General features: G+C 65.1%; 18 protein-coding genes. 8 read left to right on the top strand and 10 right to left on the bottom strand.

From position 1 onward, the window contains the following. The first annotated feature begins 14 nt into the window (after window positions 1–14). Entirely contained in the window at window positions 15–890 is an 876-nt protein-coding gene (locus tag NDO75_RS02770; RefSeq protein ID WP_310904577.1) for a hypothetical protein, read from the top strand. Between the two features lie 43 nt (window positions 891–933). On the opposite strand, the gene NDO75_RS02765 is transcribed toward NDO75_RS02770, so the two are convergent. The 4 genes from NDO75_RS02765 to NDO75_RS02750 form a co-directional block, all read right to left on the bottom strand. Beyond that, complete coding sequence (locus NDO75_RS02765) at window positions 934–1,746, bottom strand: helix-turn-helix domain-containing protein (protein ID WP_310904576.1); 813 nt, start codon at window positions 1,744–1,746, stop codon at window positions 934–936. A gap of 429 nt (window positions 1,747–2,175) precedes the next feature. Then, the gene (locus NDO75_RS02760) at window positions 2,176–2,625 is read right to left on the bottom strand and encodes an AAA family ATPase (RefSeq protein ID WP_310904575.1); all 450 of its coding nucleotides are present in this window, start codon (window positions 2,623–2,625) and stop codon (window positions 2,176–2,178) included. A gap of 284 nt (window positions 2,626–2,909) precedes the next feature. Beyond that, window positions 2,910–3,947: a hypothetical protein gene (locus NDO75_RS02755; protein WP_310904574.1), complete on the bottom strand. Its 1,038-nt coding sequence runs from the start codon at window positions 3,945–3,947 to the stop codon at window positions 2,910–2,912. A 129-nt stretch (window positions 3,948–4,076) separates the two neighbouring features. Continuing rightward, a complete protein-coding gene (locus tag NDO75_RS02750; RefSeq protein WP_310904573.1) occupies window positions 4,077–5,120 on the bottom strand; it encodes a hypothetical protein in 1,044 nt (347 codons plus the stop codon). 221 nt (window positions 5,121–5,341) lie between these two features. Here NDO75_RS02750 and NDO75_RS02745 point away from each other — a divergent pair, with 221 nt between their 5' ends. Beyond that, window positions 5,342–5,860 carry an FxLYD domain-containing protein gene (locus NDO75_RS02745; protein ID WP_310904572.1) on the top strand — a complete coding sequence of 173 codons (519 nt, stop codon included), beginning with the start codon at window positions 5,342–5,344 and terminating at the stop codon, window positions 5,858–5,860. 47 nt (window positions 5,861–5,907) lie between these two features. Here the strand turns inward: NDO75_RS02745 and NDO75_RS02740 are convergent, their stop codons facing one another. Further along, on the bottom strand, window positions 5,908–6,255 hold the full coding sequence (locus NDO75_RS02740; RefSeq protein ID WP_310904571.1) for a hypothetical protein: 348 nt from the start codon (window positions 6,253–6,255) through the stop codon (window positions 5,908–5,910). Between the two features lie 303 nt (window positions 6,256–6,558). Here NDO75_RS02740 and NDO75_RS02735 point away from each other — a divergent pair, with 303 nt between their 5' ends. After that, entirely contained in the window at window positions 6,559–7,815 is a 1,257-nt protein-coding gene (locus tag NDO75_RS02735; RefSeq protein WP_310905166.1) for a transposase, read from the top strand. A 76-nt stretch (window positions 7,816–7,891) separates the two neighbouring features. Here NDO75_RS02735 and NDO75_RS02730 read toward each other — a convergent pair whose 3' ends face one another. Then, window positions 7,892–8,740 carry a PspA/IM30 family protein gene (locus tag NDO75_RS02730; protein ID WP_310904570.1) on the bottom strand — a complete coding sequence of 283 codons (849 nt, stop codon included), beginning with the start codon at window positions 8,738–8,740 and terminating at the stop codon, window positions 7,892–7,894. Window positions 8,741–8,955: 215 nt separating this feature from the next. Between NDO75_RS02730 and NDO75_RS02725 the strand changes: the two genes are divergently transcribed. Together NDO75_RS02725 and NDO75_RS02720 are read left to right on the top strand one after the other, a co-directional pair. Then, complete coding sequence (locus NDO75_RS02725) at window positions 8,956–9,567, top strand: alpha/beta hydrolase (RefSeq protein ID WP_310904569.1); 612 nt, start codon at window positions 8,956–8,958, stop codon at window positions 9,565–9,567. 150 nt (window positions 9,568–9,717) lie between these two features. After that, the gene (locus tag NDO75_RS02720) at window positions 9,718–10,794 is read left to right on the top strand and encodes a molybdopterin-dependent oxidoreductase (protein ID WP_345784888.1); all 1,077 of its coding nucleotides are present in this window, start codon (window positions 9,718–9,720) and stop codon (window positions 10,792–10,794) included. 33 nt (window positions 10,795–10,827) lie between these two features. Here the strand turns inward: NDO75_RS02720 and NDO75_RS02715 are convergent, their stop codons facing one another. From NDO75_RS02715 to NDO75_RS02705, 3 genes are all read right to left on the bottom strand, one after another. Then, window positions 10,828–12,687: an ATP-binding protein gene (locus NDO75_RS02715; protein ID WP_310904567.1), complete on the bottom strand. Its 1,860-nt coding sequence runs from the start codon at window positions 12,685–12,687 to the stop codon at window positions 10,828–10,830. Between the two features lie 56 nt (window positions 12,688–12,743). After that, window positions 12,744–13,511, bottom strand: a complete 768-nt coding sequence (locus NDO75_RS02710) for a cohesin domain-containing protein (protein ID WP_310904566.1) — start codon at window positions 13,509–13,511, stop codon at window positions 12,744–12,746. A 198-nt stretch (window positions 13,512–13,709) separates the two neighbouring features. After that, a complete protein-coding gene (locus NDO75_RS02705) occupies window positions 13,710–14,339 on the bottom strand; it encodes an ArsR family transcriptional regulator (RefSeq protein WP_310904565.1) in 630 nt (209 codons plus the stop codon). A 331-nt stretch (window positions 14,340–14,670) separates the two neighbouring features. Here NDO75_RS02705 and NDO75_RS02700 point away from each other — a divergent pair, with 331 nt between their 5' ends. Next, a complete protein-coding gene (locus NDO75_RS02700) occupies window positions 14,671–15,003 on the top strand; it encodes a hypothetical protein (RefSeq protein ID WP_310904564.1) in 333 nt (110 codons plus the stop codon). A 50-nt stretch (window positions 15,004–15,053) separates the two neighbouring features. On the opposite strand, the gene NDO75_RS02695 is transcribed toward NDO75_RS02700, so the two are convergent. Continuing rightward, window positions 15,054–16,331, bottom strand: coding sequence for a DNA double-strand break repair nuclease NurA (locus tag NDO75_RS02695; RefSeq protein WP_310904563.1), 1,278 nt, complete (start codon window positions 16,329–16,331; stop codon window positions 15,054–15,056). 126 nt (window positions 16,332–16,457) lie between these two features. Between NDO75_RS02695 and NDO75_RS02690 the strand changes: the two genes are divergently transcribed. Then, on the top strand, window positions 16,458–16,736 hold the full coding sequence (locus tag NDO75_RS02690; protein WP_310904562.1) for a hypothetical protein: 279 nt from the start codon (window positions 16,458–16,460) through the stop codon (window positions 16,734–16,736). 132 nt (window positions 16,737–16,868) lie between these two features. Then, window positions 16,869–18,416, top strand: a complete 1,548-nt coding sequence (locus tag NDO75_RS02685; RefSeq protein WP_310904561.1) for an HTTM domain-containing protein — start codon at window positions 16,869–16,871, stop codon at window positions 18,414–18,416. Window positions 18,417–18,467 lie beyond the last annotated feature (51 nt).

Here is an 18,467-nt window from a genome sequence, read left to right as displayed (position 1 = left end):
GTCGATCCGTTGGTATGCACGACGGTACCGACGATCCGAACGTCACCCGGCGAGCGCTGCTCCGGGCGTCGACCGGGACGGTCGCGCTCTCGACCGTCGGAACGGTACAGGCAGACGGAGACGGTGGAATCCTCGACGCTGCCGGACGGACGAGCGGAGACTGCGAGGAAGCGACCCTCGAGCCCGCGATGACCCCCTGTGCGGGAACGACCGCGGCGGGCTGTGCGGACGACCATCCGGCGACGGTATCGATCCGATCCGCCGTCAGCGAGAGCCTCGAGCACCGGTTTCCCGACGCCGGCGCGCTGGTCGACGCGGGGTTCAAGCCGTACTTCGACACGCTCGAGATGGGGGACGATAGCTGGTCGCACTGGCTGAGCCCGAGTTTTATCGGCGACGACGGGGTGCTGGACCCCGAACGGCCGGAGTCGGTCCTCGTCGATAACGAGTCGTGGCGATCGCTGGGCGTCATGTTCATCGCGACGCGCAACGGCGATCCCGTCGAACCGCCGGCGGTGTACGACGAGGGAGACGAGAGCCGATGTTCGCCGTGGCACGCCCACACCGGCTTGCCGGGACGGTTCGCGTGGTGGTACTACCGGCAGGTCTACGAGGGGGATTTCGGGGACGGCCAGCTCGACTTCCCCTGTCGGACGCCCTGTATGCTTCACGTCTGGGCGGCCGACCACCCCCATAGCGTCTACGCACACGACGCGCCGCCGGCGGCGTACCGCGACCTGCCGCCGGCCGAGGAGCCGGGCTTCGAGACCGACGCCGTTCCCGGGGAAGACGACCTCGGCTGGGACGCGCTACCGGACGACCTCGTCCCCGATCGGACGCCCGACGAGGTCGGGCGTCCCGATCCGCTCGGGATCGACCTGGGGCTGTAACCGGGCCTCGCTGTGTCACGCGTCTCCGACGCCCCGGCGCCGATCAGTCAGCGGGGTCCTCGGCGGACAACCCGACGGTTATCAGCCGACGGAGCAGGACGACGATTCCGTTCTCGAGCCCGCTGGCGAACACGGCCTGTTCGTTCGCCTTCGCATCGTCGGCCGCCGGATAGTAGGATCCGATCAGGAGTTTCTCGCGATCGACGAGCATGATGCGGCTGATCGCGACTTCGTCCTCGTCCATCGCCCCGGTCAGCCAGTCGAGACTCGTCTCGAAGACGCGAACCGTCGGCAGTTCCGTCCCGAATCGGCTCGTGATCGCGTCGGTCTTTCCGCCGAGCAGGACCGTGAGTTCGCTCTCTACCGCCCACCCTAATTCCTCGAATAGCGTCTCGGAGAGAATCGACTCGTCGACGACGACGAGCGCGATTTCGGACTCCGCGCCGTCGATCAGCTCGAGCATACGCGACTCGATCGCGTCGTTTCCCACCATCGACCACACTTCCTGAACGTGATTCTCCTCGTCCGTTTCCTGAACCTCTGCGTTCTCGAGATGCGTCTCGAGAGAATCGATCCGATCGGCGTACTTGCGTCGAAGGGTCTGCGTCGCCTCCTCGATGTCGACGGCGCGGTAGACCTGTGGGTTCGAGTGCTGGACTTCGACCAGCCCCTCTGACTCGAGGGTGCTGACCGCGTCGTACACTCTCGTCCGCGGGACCTCTGAGACGTCGTGAATCTCCTTCGCCGTCCCGCTCGGGAGCTGGTTCAGCGCCACAAAGCAGCGCGCTTCGTACTCCTGAAGCCCGAGGTCCTGCAACAGATCGATCGCCTCCTGTATCGTTTCGTCGCGCGTCATGGCCCAACCACGAACATATTCGTTTATCTTGAATAGAACTCCGAGATGGAAAAGGATTCATCTCCGCGTCTTTCGTCGACGGCGGTTCCTCGCCGAAACGGGCGTTCGGCCCTGTAACCCTAATTATCACACAACATATTTCAGAAGCCGTCCAATACTGTCAGGTGGCGGGTCCCGTTACGGCCCAACCACGGCGGGGCCCGCTGACTGTTACAGACGGTGTCGGTTATCGGTCAACCGGAGCACTCACCAGTGACTGCTCAGTTCGAACGGTCGTCGTCGACGGTATCCCGGGTCAGACCGTCGGTCAGGTCCTGAAACGGAACGTCCCGTCCGAACTCGATGTATGAACATGTAGGAGACAGGACGACTGAAGCGGCACTCGCGCGGCCAAAAGCGGCGTCGATCGTCCTCGAATCGGTGTGTGATCTACTGGTCGAGCCACCCGTCGAGTGCGGCGACGACCCGATCGGTCGCTTCGTCGGGATCGCGGCGGTCGGTGTCGATCACCAAGTCGGCGTCGGGGGGCTCGAACTCCCGATACACGACGTGAACTCCCTGCTCGTCGATCGCATCCGGACGGTGTCGGTTCCGCTCGAGGCAGGTATCGAGGCTCGCGGTCACGCGGACGAAGCGGCTCTCGCCGAGCGCCCGGAACCGCTGTTGCCACTCGCGACGGTAGAACGTACCGTCGACCAGCGTGATCGCCGTCGCCGGCGCGTCGCGGACCCGTCGGGCTAACTGGTCGTAGGTGCGACTCGAGAAATCGTCCGAGTGAAAGAGTCGAACCGAGGATCCGCGCCCCTCGAGTCGGTCTCGAACTCGGGTCGCGAGAGTGGTTTTGCCCGCACCCGGTGGCCCGCAGATGGCGACGATCACGGCGGTCAGTAGCGGTCGCCGCTATACCAATGGGTCGATTCGGGGCGCGAGGCCGCCGCGATCATCACACGATCGATAGACTCGACGATTTCGACGGGAGCTCCGCGAGACACTGCCGGCAGTAGGTTAAAACGAATCGTTTTCGGTTCGGCAGGCCTGGCACTGCTGGAAATCTGCGGTATCGGACGATGTGGACATATTCGTCGGTTGGGGCTGTGGACGAAAACCGCAGGGCTAACGTCTGCAAGCGACCGCTCCCACGCGATTTCACGCCCTTCGAGCCGTCACTCCCAGTCGATCTCCTCGCCGCGACTCGAGTCGCGGAGGATGAACGGCCCGATCGCCAGCGTCCGCTTCGCGACGGTCGCGATCCGCAGGATGAAGGCGATCAACAGGAGAAACGGCGTGACGGCGACGGTCACCGCCAGCGCGACGATCCAGACCAGAACGTCGGTTCCCAGCAGCGACCCCGACACGGCCGTCGCGTTGAAAAAGAAGAGCATCGACAGCGTGACCACCAGCGCGGGAACGGCGACGTACATCATCGCCCGCGAGAGGTTGATCAGCTCCCACTGGAAGTACAGCGTCTTGAAGTGCTCGCGCGCGAGGCCGAACAGCTCCAGCGTCTCGAGCAGCTCGTCGTATCGGTCCCGCGTTTCGTCGTCGAACTCGTCCGCGTGGGCGTTCTCGATCCGGCGCAGCCGGAAGATCTTCCAGGAGTAGTTGTAGTCCAGCGCCGCCTTGAGCACGTCGTAGGTGCCGAACTGGGCGTCCTCGAGTTCGTCGCGGATCGAGTCGGCGTGAGAGGTGAGGTTGTCGACGAAGTCGTCGACTCGGTCGACGAACGTATCGTCGTGGCTCTCGGCGACGGCCGCGCGAAAGTCCTCGGCTCGCTCCTCCGAGGCGGCGACGATCGCCTGCAGGAACGAGGCCGGCTCCGGCGGGCTGATCGGGGCGTCGATCGACGACTCGACGTCCTCCCGGAAATCCATCGCCCCCTCGAGCCGTTCGCGCTGGTCCTCGACGGCACCCAGTTCCTGAGAGAGGACCAGCGAGTTGATCGTCACGACGAGCGTGACGCCGGTGATCAACGCGGTCACGAGCGCCTGGAACGCGGTCTCGATCGGGTCGTCGGTCTGCATGAGTAACCGAAGCGGGACTGGGCTGAGCCGGGCGACGACGAGTAGTCCGCCGAAGACGAACAGCATCAGTCCGAGGGTGATGAGCCAGCGGCTCGTGTCCAGCAGCAGTCGCTGTTTCACCGTCGGGGCGTCGCTACGCTGGGCCATCGTGTCGCTCGGCTGGGAGCCGTCGCCGCTCATCGTACGAGTCCGACGGTACCACGACCCGGCGGAAATATCTCCGCCAGCACTGCACGACGCGATCCAGCGAGGGCGGGCCGGAGGCGACTCCTCGGGGAGGCAATCACCGCGGCGAAGAACGGCTACCGTTCAGTCGCCGTCGATCACGTCGAACGGCCCTTCCTCGGGTGCTTTCTGGGGGAGCATCGGCCCCGCCGAAGCGGTTCGGCGCGTGATCGTCGTGGTCCGAAGAATGAACGAGACGAGGAGAGCCAGCGGCGAGAGCACGACGACTATCAGCCCGATCGTGACGTATGGTAGGGCCGCGATGCTGATGCTCGGCCCGGTAACATCGGCGTACAGAAGCCCGATGAAGATCGCAGACAGGATCGACGGAACTCCCGCGTAAACCGTCAACTGAGAGAACCGGGTCAGCTCCCGTTGCAGGTACGTCGTCTTGAACTGTTCGCCGGCCACGTGAAACAGCTTCAGCGACTCGTGCAACTCCTCGAGTCGCTCGGTCGCGGTCGGCGACAGCGAGTCGTCGTACGCGTTTCGAAGGTGGGCTCCGACGTGCAGCTGCCAGTCCTCGTCGTAGGCGGTCGCCGCCAACACGGCCCTGAAGGTTCCGAATGACGTGTGCTCGAGCGTCTCGTCGATTCGCTCGCACTCGGCCTGAACGGCGTTCGTATACAGTACGATCGCCCGTCGCACCGCTTCGTCGTGATCGTCGACGGCGGCGGCGAGCGCCTCGGCGTCCCGGGCGATCGATTCGATCAGTAACTCGAGAAACTTCGTCGGTGAGACCGGGCTCGCGGTGGCGCCCGTCTCGTCGGCGACGGTTCGACGGAAGTCGATGACCGAGTCGAGGCGCTCCTGTGCCTTGCCGGCAGACGCGAACTCTTGGGAGAGGATTAGCTGATTGATCGAGACGACGAGCGTCACGAGCGAGAACGTCCCCGCGATCATGCCGCTTGCCACCCGCGTCACGGAGTTCGGGTTGACGAAGGAGACGATGCCGAGCCGGTGTAAAACGAGCAAGAGGAAGAAGACCACGACCGAGATGATGGCCGCGATCAGCACCCGATCGGCCTCGATCAGTACCCACTCCCGAAACCGCGATCCCGACCGCGATCGCGTACCGATCTCGGCCCCGTAGGTCTCGAGCGTCTCGTCACTCTCGGAAGACCCCATGGTGGTACGTTCCATCGACGCGACAATAAGCGCCTGCGTTGCACACGTCCACCGCTCGAGAGCGCGACGTGGATCGCCGTGGCGGACCACGTGGTCGGCCGGGACGCCGACCGAGGCCGAGCCGAGCGCTGTCCCTTCAGGGCAGACACTGAAATGCGTCCGTCCCAATAGTACGGACGAAATATGCTCGGTAACCGCCCGCAGACGCGACACCGATGGCGATGACCCGATCGGAGCCACCGAGCCGATGGAGCCGACGACGCGTCCTCGCGTCGATCGGGACGGGTATCGCGACCGCGGCCGCCGGCTGTACCGGTAGCAACAGCATCGGCGGCGAACCGACCTACGAGGAAGGGACCGTCGGAGATCTCAACGTCAGCGATAACGCCAGTCGATCGGCGAGCGAGATGTCCACGGCGGCGGCGCTCGCCGACCAGCAAGTGAGCACGTCAGTGACGCCGCTGGACGCCCTCGAGTTGACCGACCACGAGTTCGTCGTCGAGAGCGGGTATCTCGGCTCGACCGTTCAGGGAACCGTCGAACACACGGGCAGCAGTCGGGTTCAGACCGTCGAAGTGCGGACGCGAGTCTACGACGACGCAGGCACTCTTCTCGACAGATATCTCGCTACCACCGGTGACCTCAACGCCGGCTCGTCGTGGGCGTTTCAGGTCATCGTCCTCGAGGCCCCGTCCGACGTTGGGAGTTACGATATCACAGTTCTGGGCACGCCGACGTGACCGACGGTCGAACAGGCACGACGGCCCGCAACCCGTCACCTCGTGGCTCAGTCGGCCGACTCCTCGAGCAACACGTCAGCGACCCCGTCGTACACCGCGTCGACGCTCACAGCCAGCGAGTACGCCGGCCGTCCCTTGCCAGTGGGAGACGACGACGACGGCTCGCGTTCCTCGACGAGCCCTGCATCCTCGAGTCGGTACAGCGATCGGATGACGTCGGCCTCGGTGATCGTTCCGACGACCTCCGTGTCGACGTTCTCGAGGTGTTGTCGGCAGTGCTGTCGGACGGTGTGGGTCTGGATCGGCGTCTCGTCGTCGGCGGCGAGGTCGGCGACGCCCAGCAGGACGACCTGATTGGTCAGCGAGAGGGAATCGAACGTGGCAGTCTCACTCATACGTATGGGTTATTCACGAACGATGGTAACCGTTTCTCCCGGTCGCAGAAGGCGGGAGTGACGAGATCGTTTGAACAGACGGGAGAAACCGACCGCCGACGGAGACCCGACGGCTCGCGACGTGCCGAAAGCGACGTCGCCGCCGTGGAAGCGGCGATTCAGCATAATTCGAGGTGGAGCCTCCGACCTCAAAGAGCGAGGGAAGCGAGTGAGTAGATCGGAGAGGAAACCGACGACGGACGACGTAACTGTACGACAGTAGCTACCCGACTCCCGAACGTTTAAGAACCATAGGTCATCCATCTGAAATATGGAGTCCGGCGTACCGCGTCTGTCAAGCTCGTCGTCCCCGACGAGCGACGTGAGGATCTCCACGCATCCGCTCAGCGGTTCCTTCACTGCGCCAACCGTGCCGCCGAGTTCTGTTGGTCCAACAACTCCTACACGGAGTGCATCACGGCCAACACAACTGCACGAGACGCGCTCTACGACGAACTTCGTGAGGAAACCGCCCTCACCGCGAATCTCGTTCAAGAAGCCATCCGACGCGCCGTCCAAGCCGTCAAGGGATGCGTCGAACGGTGGAAACAGGGCAAGCGGGTGAGCCAGCCGGAGTTCACGTCGTGGAGTATGCCCTATGACAAGCGAAGCGCTACGTTCTATCGTAACCGTGTGTCTCTCTCGACCGTCAACGGGCGCGTCGAGTGCGACTTTGAACTGCCGGCAGACAGTCCGACCCCCTACGAGCGGTATGTTCTCTCGGAGGAGTACGAGTTCCGGGCAAGCACACTGCAATATGATAAGGCGACCGACGAGTTCTACTTCCACATCACGACCCGGAAGTACGATTCGGATGATGACGAGTCTGAGGTTTCGGAAGATACCGAGCACCAAACAGTCCTCGGTATCGACCTCGGCGTCAACAGCCTCGCAGTCGCTTCGACCGGTACGTTCTGGCAGGGCGACGAGTACGACCACTGGTGCCGTGAGTTCGAGAAGCGACGTGGTGAGATGCAACAGCGTGGAACGCAAGCTGCGCACAACGCGCTTCTTCGCCTCGGCAAGCGCGAAGAAGCGTGGCGAAAGCAGTACATCCACACCGTCGCCAACGAGATCGTCACGGAAGCCATCGAGAACGGGTGCGACGTGATCGTGTTCGAGGAATTAACGGACATTCGCGAGCGACTTCCACAGGCGAAGTGGCACCACGTATGGGCGTTCCGTCGCCTGTTCGAGTACGTCGAGTACAAGGCCGCCGAACGCGGCGTCACGGCGAAGCAGGTTGCAGCGAACCACACGTCTCAACGCTGCTCTCGGACAGACTGTGGGTTCACGCACGAAGCAAACCGTGATGGCGAGCACTTTCACTGCCAGAAGTGCGGCTACGAGGGCAACGCGGACTATAACGCGGCGAAGAACATCGGGCTACGATACGCCCGGAAACGGACACACAGACTCCGTTCCTCGCCCAAGTCGGGGAGCGGAGACGCACCAGTAGACGTGCGCCTGAATGGTGGGACGTTGAGCGCCGAGAGTCACCAGCCTATTGCCGGTGGTTGATTGCCGGGAGTCCATATCAAAGCCCTCCCCTCACGGACCGAGGCGCGTATGCGCTGAGGGAATAGGGTAGGGTAGTTTACGCGTTTTCTTCGTCCTGCAGCTCCGCGAGTTCGGCCTCGACGTCCTCCTGATCGTCGGCCTCGAGTTCCGCCAGTTCCTCGTCGTCGACCTCGACCGCGCCGTCGGTCGCCGCTTCGCTCTCCGCGTCGGCCTCCGCGTCGGTCTCGCCGCCGCCGACCTCGGACTTGAGCGTCTCGAGTTCGGCCTCGACGCCGCTGTCGGTCTCGAGCTGCTCGAGCTCGCGGTCGATGTTGTCCTTGTCGGACATGACGTCCTCGAACGCGCCGGATTCGTGGAGTTCGTCCATGGCGGCGGCTCGGGCCTCCATGTCCTCTGTCTGCTCCTCGGCGCGCTCGATGGCGCGGCCAACGTCTTCGAACTCCTCGCCGGTGGCGGTCATCGCCTCGGAGACCGAGGAGCTGGCCTTCGCGGCCTCGTGACGCGCCTTCATCGTCTCCTTTTTCGTGCGGAACTCCTCGATGCGGGTCTGGAGCTCGTCTTTCTGCTTGATCAGCTTGTCCTGCTGACTCTGGAGATCGGAGATCTGGCGTTCCAGATCCTCGATCTGGTTCATCTTCGTCTTCTTCTTCTCCAACGCCCGCCGCGCCAGGTCCTCGCGGCCCTGCTGGACCGCCGTCCGCGCCTGATCGTTGTGTTTGTCGACGTTCTCCTCGAGGCGGCGTTTCTGCATCTCGAGGCGCTTTTTCTGCGTGGTGAGATCGGCGATACCGCGTTTGACCTGCTGGAGCTGATCTCGCATTTGCTCGTAGGAGTAGTCCAGCGTTTCGGTCGGATCTTCCGCCCGGTTGAGCACCGAGTTGAGCTTCGACCGGATGATGTAGGAAGTCCGCGAGAGGATGCCCATACTCGCAACGTATGGATCTCCGGACTTAAAAACATCACTTCGGCAACAGTCCGCGAGCGACGACACTCACCCGGCGATGAGTGTGCATGGCGACCGAACCGGTCCCGGCGGTACTCCTTCCGCTCGGCTCGCGTTCCGGTCACTGCGACACCCGGTTCGGGTGACAACGACGGGAACTGGGGCTTGATTAGCGCCCGGCAGTAACGGCTACCCACATGACCGACGTGCTGATCCCGGGCGCTCGCGACGTTCGCGGAACGCTTTCGGAACCGGACGGCGAACCGAACGCGGTCGTCGTCGCCTGCCCGCCTCATCCCCAGCACGGCGGCTCGCGCAGCGATCCTCGCCTCGTCGCCGTCAGCGACACGCTCCGCGAGGCAGGCATCGCCTGTCTGCGGTTCGATTACGGCGCGTGGGACGGGGGACGCGGCGAGCGCGAGGACGTTCGAAACGCCGTCCGCTGGGCTCGAGAGTGGGGCGACGAACGCCTTCCGGTCGGCGTCTTCGGCTACAGCTTCGGCGCGTCGCTGGCGCTGCTCGCGTCGGCCGACGCCGAACCCGACGCCGTCGCCGTCCTCGCACCGACGGCGCGACTGGGCGAGGACCTCGACGCGCTCGAGGCGCTTTCTACCCTCGAGTGCCCCGTCCACATCTGCTACGGCGAACGGGACGCAACCGTCGACTGGGAACCGATCGTCGAGCGTGCGCGCGAGCGCGGCGAGGAACTCACCGCGCTGTCGGGCGACCACTTCTTCGGCGGTGATCGCGACGAAATCGCGCGCACGGTCGGGGAGTTCTTCGAACGGACGCTGCTCGAGTCGCAGTGAGCCCCCGAAACTCGCGGGTCACACAGCGCTGATACTCGGGCCACCCCGAGACGCGGCCAGGGAGATCGACGAACTGCGGTCGACTGGCTCGAACAGGAGCCACGTTACTTCGTGCTGCGCGGGCAAGCATTCCGTATGCGCTCTGGCCCGATGGCTCGCGTCCGAGCCGCCGTCATCGCCGTCAGACCGCCACCGCGACTCGTCGACTGGTCCCTGCTCGTGCTCGTCGTGCTCGAGGTCGTCTCGGGTGCCGTCTCGTTCACGGTCGGCTCACCGGCGGGGTGGCTGGTGTTCTGGTTCCACCGAATCGTGGGCGTGACGTTCATCGCGCTGCTGGGATTCAAACTCGCTCGAGTCCGCCACCGCCTTACCGATCCCGACCAGTGGCGGCCATCCACGCTCCTGTCGGTGCTCACGGCGGTCGCCGCGACGGCCGCGCTCGCGACGGGGATCGCCTGGACGTTCGGGCTCGACGTTCGCCTCTCCTACTGGACGCTGTTGAGCGTTCACGTCGGGTTCGGTCTCGTACTCGTTCCATTAGTGGTGTGGCATCTCACGACCCGCTTTCGGCTCCCGAGGCGGCGCGACTCCGACCGCCGCCGGAGGACGCTCGAGTACACGGCGCTGCTGCTCGGCGGTGCGGTCACCTACCGGTTACAGGAGTTCGCGAACCGACGCCTCGAGACCCCCGGTGCCGAACGGCGGTTCACGGGATCCCAGCCGCGACGCGGAACCGGGAACGAGGGGTTCCCGGTCACCTCGTGGGTCGCGGACGACCCCGAGCCGGTCGATCGGTCCGACTGGACGCTGACGGTCCGCGGCGAGGTGACGACGCCGCTCGAACTGCCGTACGGCGACCTGACGTCCGACAGCGAGGCCGACGCGCTGCTGGACTGCACGAGCGGCTGGTACACCAGCCGACGGTGGCGCGGCGTTCGCGTCGGCGACCTCCTCGAGGCGGCCGAGGTCCGTGAAGACGCGGAATTCGTTCGGTTCGTGTCGGTAACCGGCTACCGCTGGTCGCTGCCGATCGACGAAGCGCGACGGGCACTGCTCGCGACGCACGTCGACGACGAACGGCTGAGCCACGGCCACGGGGCACCGCTTCGTCTCGTGGCACCCGGTCGTCGCGGGTTTCAGTGGGTGAAGTGGGTCGAACGAGTGGACGTCCGCACGCGCAGCGATCCGGTCCAGTGGCTCGTGACGCTGATCAGCGGCTTCGACTGAGATGCAATAGTTCCGGAGGACGAGCGGGAACCCTCAGTCCCGGCCGTGTCTGGTCAGACACTTCGGGAGGCCGATCAGCTCGACCGGCTCGGAGTTGTCCGGCGAGTAGACGACCATCTGACCTTTCTCCATGTAGGGGACCTTGGACTCGAGGTTGCTCGGGATGTTGACGCTCTTGATCGCGTCCTCGTCGCCGAGATTGAGGACGACGGTGGTGTTGATCTGTTTGAAGACGGCGTCGTGGATGTCCTGTGGGTCCTGCGTGATCAGGAAGAGCCCGAGCCGTTCCTTGCGACCCTGTTTGGCTGCCTCGGTGAACTTCTTGATGACCTTGCCTGCCTGCACGCTGTCGGCGTCGGTCAGGAAGTTGTGGGCCTCGTCCATCCCGAGCACGAGCGGAGTCTCTTTGATCCGGTCGTAATCCGGGTCGTTCGAGAGCTTCTGGTCGATGACGAGCGAGGAGACCGCGAGTACGATGGCCTCGGTCGCCCGGCTGTCGTTGATGTGGTAGGTCGGCACCACGGTGAGCCCGCCGGGGCGGACGAACTCGTGGACGAGGTCGGTGATCGGCCGCGCGTCCTGATCGAAGACGTGGCCGAAGCCGAGCACCCGCCGCCGGACGGCGTCGAAGGTCGCCTCGTGGACCCGCCCGGACTCGTCGAGTTCCTCGCGCAGGGCAGGATCGTCGAGGAACGTGGTGAACTCCTCGTAGGTCCCCTCGGAGCCGTGCTGCTTGCGGAACCGCGGCAGCAAGACGCTGACTAGCGCGCCGTACTGGTTGTCGTTCAGCCCGCTGCCCGCGACCAGCCACGGGTTGTCGTGGACCATCGAGAAGGGGATCGTGAACTCGACCTGTTCGGCGCGGTGGTGGCCCGCGGCGTACGACGCCGACCCCACCTTCGGAACGAACGCGGTCGTGTCGTCGTGGCCGCCGTAGGCGATCCCCTCGCGCTCGAGTCGGCGCGCGAACTCGTCGTCCAGATCGGGGTTGTCGTCGTGCATCTGGGCGTACTCGTCCTGCGGGTCGAACTGGACGACCGCGGGGGTGACCTCGCGGCCGTCGTCCATCGGGTACGTGCGATCGGCATCGAGGTACTGGCGCAAGATGTTCTTCGCACCGTGGGTCTTCCCCGACCCCGTCCCGCCGGCGACGAGCGTGTGCCGGAAGACCAGCGGATCGCCCGCGTCGTAGTCGTCTTTCAGCCGGTAGTCGATAGTCGGCGGCGACGCGGCGGTTCGGACCTTCTCGCCGCCGACCGAGAGGTGGCCCAGGAAGACGCCGTCGTCGGGCATCTTCAGCCCGGTCTTGATCTCCTCGGTGTCGTCGGCCTGTCGGATCACCGTCTGCGGTTTCGGGACGCGGTCGGTCATCCGCCGCTTCAGTTCGCCGTCGTCATCGTAGAGGACGGCGACCGGCTCGAGTTCGGCGACGAACTTGTAATCCGACTCGTCGATCCCGTCGGTGCGCATCGCCCGCCGCGCGTGGATCTCCGTCGCGTCGTCGGCGTGGTACTGCTGGGCGTACTCGAGCCCCGTGATCCGACAGAACAGCGTCTCGCCGTCGGGGTAGGGGGCGAGCAGGTAGCTCCCGATGCGGATCGAGGAGCGGTTGCCACGGGTGACGTACGCCCGCAAGGTGGTTTCCTCGCCGTCTTCGGCGACGCGCAGTCCCTGAGAGACGCAGATCGCGCCGATGCCGACGTCCTCCCCGCTGGGCTCGACCGACGTCGACTCGAATTCGGTCGCCGCCCCGTCGGTCGTCGTACTCGCGTTCGCGCGTCCCGGTCCGTCGGACCCCGAAGACGACGGCGACGAGCCGGCTGTATCGGCCGCCGCGCCGTCGTCGGAGTCGGCGTCGGCGTCGAAATCGCCGAAGTCTCCCAGATCAGTCATATGGACTCCATCCGGCCCATCCCTAAAACGCGTTTCCCTCCAGCTGGATGGACTGTTTATCTGCGACGATCGTCGCGCCCGATCCAGAGCGCGCCCGCCGTGAACGCGACGGCTGCCAGTGCGGCTTCGGCAGTGAAGCCCGGGACCGGCGCATCGCCGCCGGAATCGGCCGTTTCACCGTCGGAACCATCGGAGTCGTTCCCCGGGCTCGATGCGTTCGGCTCGAGTGCGAGGTCCAGTTCGTCCGGATCGGGATGGTCGAACGGGTCGAGTGGCTCGTCGCCGCCGTCGATCGCGACGGTTGCGGACTCGTCGACGACTGCCATCGGCCAGTCACCGGTCAACTCGACGTCGCTCTCGGCGAACGAAATCGCGGTCGTCCCGGCCGGCGCGTCCTCGGCGACGCGGACGGTCAGCGTGGCGATGGTCCCGTTGCCGGTCGTTCCTCCCGCGGCCGGGACGCGGCGCTGCTCGATGACTGCCGTCCCCCGCTCGTGGGCGATGGCCTCCACAGTCCGGACCTCGGTCCCGTCGCCCTCGAGCCAGGGTCCGCGCTGGATGTCGGTTATCTCGACGTACTCGGGGTTGTACTGGGCGATCAGCGTCACGGCGCTGACGCCTTCGCCGCCGTGGCCGCCGCTGCTCTGGAGCGTGACGTCGATCTCGATCGTCTCGCCTGGCGCGGCCGCGACTTGCGCCCGGTCAGCGGAGAGGATCGCGACCTGGTCGATCGCCACGGCCGGTCCTGCGATCGCTGTCCCCGAGAGGACGAACAGCACGGCGACGACGGTGCCGACGGTACCGATGCGGTCGGTACTCGGCACGGCGTCGCCTCGGTCGTCACGGTCGTTGGACTCGGGGCACATCGTCCGTTCATCCGTCGATAAGGGCGGGACGTGTCTTACCGTTTTGCGATCGCCGCCAGAACGGCGGGGCGATCGGACGCAGGTCGGCGGCCGCGAAAACGAGGGGGAGAACGCGTCGGACGCGTACTCGCCTGTTCGATGCGACAGCTGGGGCGATTACTGAACGAGCGAGACGGCGTGGTCGTACTGGGTCACGAGCCCCGACTCCGGATCGTAGTCGAGTACGCCGGCGTCGGCCATCGCGGGCAGGTGAGAGTGGTGTAGCGCGACTTTCGCGCGTTTGGCGTTCGACAGCGGGCCGCCGTCGAGCGCGGTCAGCTCGGCCGCGAGCTGGTCGACCGACAGCGGCCGACCGCCGTCTTCGAGCACGGTAAGGAGGCGCATCCGCACGGGATCGACGAGCGTCTCGAGCAGCTGTTCGGCGCGTTCGGTCTCGCAGAGGTCCAGAAGCACGGAGATGTCGGCCGGGTGAACGGGCGATTCGTCGACGAGTGCGGCACCGTCGTCGTTCCAGTCGACAATATCGTACTCCTCGAGCCGCGGCAGGTGGTTGTGAACGAGGCTAATCCGAACGTCGTGTCGCGCCTGGCCGGTCGAGGTGTCGGTGGCCGTCCGCTCGAGCAGTTCCGTCGTCAGCTCCGAGACGGTGAGCCGCGTCTCCTGGGTACCGAGCACCTCGAGGAGGCGAAGCCGGCGAGGATGGCGAAGGATCTCGTAACACTCCGCCGGAACGTTCGCGAGTGGGTCGGGTGTGCTGTCGCCGCCGAGGTGAGCGTCCGAACTCATTGTTCATTCAAACCTCTGCAAGGGGGATAAGCCCATTTCCAAAACGATTTGGGCCGGGAAGGACCGTGTTACTCCAGTAAAGGCTGAGTAACCCACTGAACCGGACGAGAGCGCCGAATAGCGGCTATTTCCGTGAGAAACACGACTGTGTGAACACCGATAGAGTGCCCCTTCCTGAACCGTCACGGAACGCTGGATATATCTGATTACCGCCTCGTACTCGTCTGTTACGCCCACTCGAGGAGAAGTGTTCGGCGGCGATGACGCACTCGAGTGCCGAGAAGGGGGTGATGCCGCTGTACTTTTGCGTCCACGAGGCGTACGGTCGCGTATGCTTCTGGTACGCGGTCGCGCCGGCGGGACGGAACTCACGGGGACGCTGTACGAACGGGGTGAGCGAGCCCCCACGTTCAGCGGCGCGCCCGACGAAGACGCCGCGTACGTCTGGGTCTGCGACGAGTTCTACGAGGTCGACAGCGGCGGCTCGACGCAGCGCGTCGACGGCCGTGAGGTCAACCTCGCGTTCGAGTCACCCATGCCCCGCGGGTTCGACACGCGTGAACAGGCCCTCGAGGGGGCCAAGGAACACGTCCGGACCCAGTTCGCCCGGATCGGCGTCGATCCGGACGACGTCGCCCTCGAGGTCGAGAAAAACGACGCGTAGATTCGGTCGGTGGAGCGACAGCTCTCAGTTCTCTTCCGACCGTCCGCCCTCTAGTAGGGCTGTTCGTCCCACCGGTGATCGTCGTAGGTCCGGTTCTGCGCCGTATCGAACCTGTCCTCGAGCGTCTCGCGCAGCGACGCCTTCTCGGCGTTGCTGATCCGGGCGAGTTCGTCGGCTTTCTCGACGATCGTCGGCGGCCCGTGGGCGACGGCGATATCCTGCAGGAGCTGCATCGTCAGCCGTTCTCGCGTGTCGGCGTCCGCCGTGAACGCGTAGGGGGCCTCGACCCGATACAGCAGGTCGTCGCGCGGGTCGTAGACCACGAAGAAGGTGACCTCGTAGGCCTCGCGCTCGAGCCGCCGGTCGACGCCGAGCGCGTCTCCGTCGGCGGAAAGTGGTCGGTCGACCCCGCCGCGGGAGCGGAACCAGTTCGTGTAGGTCAGCGCCGACGTGTCCCGCTCCCAGCGGTCGCCGTCGACGTCGTCGACGTATTCGCCGCGCTCGAGCAGTCGAGTGAAAAGCGCCGAGTCGTCGCTCCAGGGGACGCTGACGTCGACGTCGCGTTTCGACTTCAGCGTGCGCGTCAAGAGCCGGGTCGCGGGGTTCTTGACGAAGCCGACGAGCGGAACGTCGCGGTCGACGAACGCCTCGACGAGGCGGACGTAGTTCTCGAGGACGGTCGTCGGTCGGGGGTCGTCGAGCAGGAAGTCGGCCAGATCGGGGTGTTGGTCGGCCCAGCGAAGCAGTCCGCGCGGGTACAGCGGACCGTCGAGGACGAGCAGGTCCGACACGGCCTCGGCGTGGTCGCGAGCGTGGGTGCTCTCGGCGAGGTACAGCGCCAGCGCGTGGACGACGCCCTCGGCGAAGCGCGGCAGCGGGGGAATCTTGACCGCGCGGCTCCGGCTATAGCCCTCGTCGAACTTGCCCCACGTCTCGTCGACGGTCATCGTCTCGTCGTTCGAGTGAACCGTCATCACCGTCGTCCGCGATCGGTGGAGGTCGAGGTCGCTCGGCGTCGCGCTCATCGCCGCCTGCGCGATGTCGATGACGAGCCCGTTCTTGAACGTCGTCGGGTTGATCGTCCCCGCATCGAGGCCGTGCTCGGTCGGAAACTCGCGGTCGCGCAGCGCCACCGCCTCGCAGTCGACGAGCCGCCGGGCCTGCTCGCCGACCGGCTCGAGGATCGTCCGGCCGTCCTGGATCAGCGGGTCGAGAAACGACTCCCAGACGGTCTCGGCGAACGCGCGGCGGTCCCGCTCGTCGGCCCCGTGGTCGATCCGCCTCGCGAGGTCCGCAATCCCGTCGAAGTGGACCGGATCGAGCGTCATGACAGGGGCCACCCACCCGACCCGCAAAAAGCCAGTGGTCACGAAGTAATACGGTGTTAACTCGAGGGCGTGTAAATATCTATCAGAAAACGTAAGTATGAACGGCCGAAGGGAGGGGATATCTCGATGTCCAAGCGAGACACGCGGGCAGTCCCGGCCGACGACACCGCGGTCAACTGGCGACAGAACAGTTCCGGCGTCACCCTCTACGAGGAAGGGAACTCCGACGCCTGGATCCACGCCGAGTTCGAGGCGGGCGTAGCCCCCGAAAAGCGGCTCTTCATGATCTGTGACGAGTGTGGCGCCGTATTCGCGCAGCGAGTAAAGCCCGGAAGCGCCACCACCTGTGGCGACTGTGGTGTGACGTTCGAGCACGACGGGGACGCGACTCGGCCGTCGCGCTGACGGGGACCGACGACCGCACAGTTTTCGCCGACCGCCCGGTTCAAAACAGCGGACACTACCGTGCACGTTTCAGCGTACAACAAACTTATGCCGGTCGATACGAGAGCCGAAGGCGAACGAACGGAGTAGTCGATGGGGCGATCTCTTCTTGATGCGCAAAGTCGGGCGTTGGAGAGGCTGGATCGAGTCACACGAGCCGTCGAGCGCCGCTTCGAAATCGACCTTCGAGCGCTGGCCGTGTTCCGGCTCGCGATCGGATCACTGCTGATCGGCGATCTGGTACTGCGCTCGCGGAACCTCATCGCGTTCTACACGGACGACGGCGTCCTCCCTCGAGCGGCGCTGTTCTCAGTCTATCCGTCGGCCTACTCTCTGCACGCCCTTTCCGGCAAAGCGTGGGTTCAGGCGCTGCTGTTTTGCGTCGCGGGCGCGGCCGCGCTCGCCGTGCTCGTCGGCTACCGAACTCGAATCGCGACGGTCGCCTCGACGGTCCTATTGATCTCGCTTCACATCCGGAACCCGCTGGTCCTCAATGGCGGCGATCTCCTGTTACGGATGCTCCTCCTCTGGGGGATGTTCCTCCCGCTCGGAGAACGGTGGTCGGTCGACGCCCGCCGAATCAATCGGGACCGTACGACGGTGTCCTCGGTCGGGACGCTGGCCGTCCTCTCGCAGGTGATGCTTGTCTACGCGGTCAACGCCGTTCACAAGAGCAGAAGCGACGCGTGGATGAGTGGGGACGCCGTCGCCGCGATCTTTCGAGCCGATCAGTTCACGATCCTGCTCGGCAACGCCATCGCGGAGCAGACGCATCTGTTACGTGCGGCCACCCACCTCTGGATGGTGCTGGTTCTGCTCTCACCATTACTTATCATACTGACTGGCTACCGAAGAGCGCTGTTCGCATCGCTCTTCGTCGGTATGCACCTCGGCATGCTCGTCACGGTCCGGGTCGGTATCTTCCCGTTGGTCTCCGTGACTGGTCTCATCCTGTTTTATCCGTCCGTCGTCTGGGACGGGCTGACAGCGCTCGCGGCGCAAGCCGGAGCCACACCGCGACTCCGAAGCGGCCTGACTCGATTCCAGCGAGCCATCCCACGGGTCTCGTTTCCGCTGTTCCCATCGGTTCGGGCGACTATCCCCTCGCTTACCGCAGTCACTAACCCCTGTCGCGTCCTGCTCTCGACGGTCGTACCGTGGCTCTTGCTCGTCCTCGTCGTTCTCGCCAGCATACAGGCGGTTTCCACCGAGGTTCCGGAACCCGCCGAACAGGTGATCGAAACGACCCACGCGGAGCAGCCCTGGCGAATGTTTGCTCCGGACCCGATCTCCAACGCCCGATGGCTCGTAGTTCCCGGAAGACTCGACGACGGGACGGAGACCGACGTCCTCCACGGGTCGGCCGTCGACTGGGACAGGCCGCCGTCGGTCGATCGGACCTACGAGTCTGCGCGATGGCGAAAGTACGTCTCGAATATGCGCTACGCCGACAACGAGAACCACCACTCGTACTTCGCAAACTATCTGTGCGGGCGCTGGAACGCCACCCACGAGAGGGGTGTCGATTGGTTGACCATCTACGGAATGACCGACCGGGCCGCCCCATACGAAGAACCGGACATCGAGAAGTACAAACTGCTCGAGTACGACTGCTCGGGCGAGTTCGTCCAGACCGAGTAACGACGCTCGACCGTTGCGGGAGCGGTCGCGATCAGCCCGTCCGACGACGGA

The organism is Natrinema sp. 1APR25-10V2, from assembly GCF_031626495.1.
GTDB lineage: Archaea > Halobacteriota > Halobacteria > Halobacteriales > Natrialbaceae > Natrinema.
The sequence above is the reverse complement of the archived record's forward strand: the minus strand, read 5'-3'. Positions and strand labels throughout refer to the sequence as shown.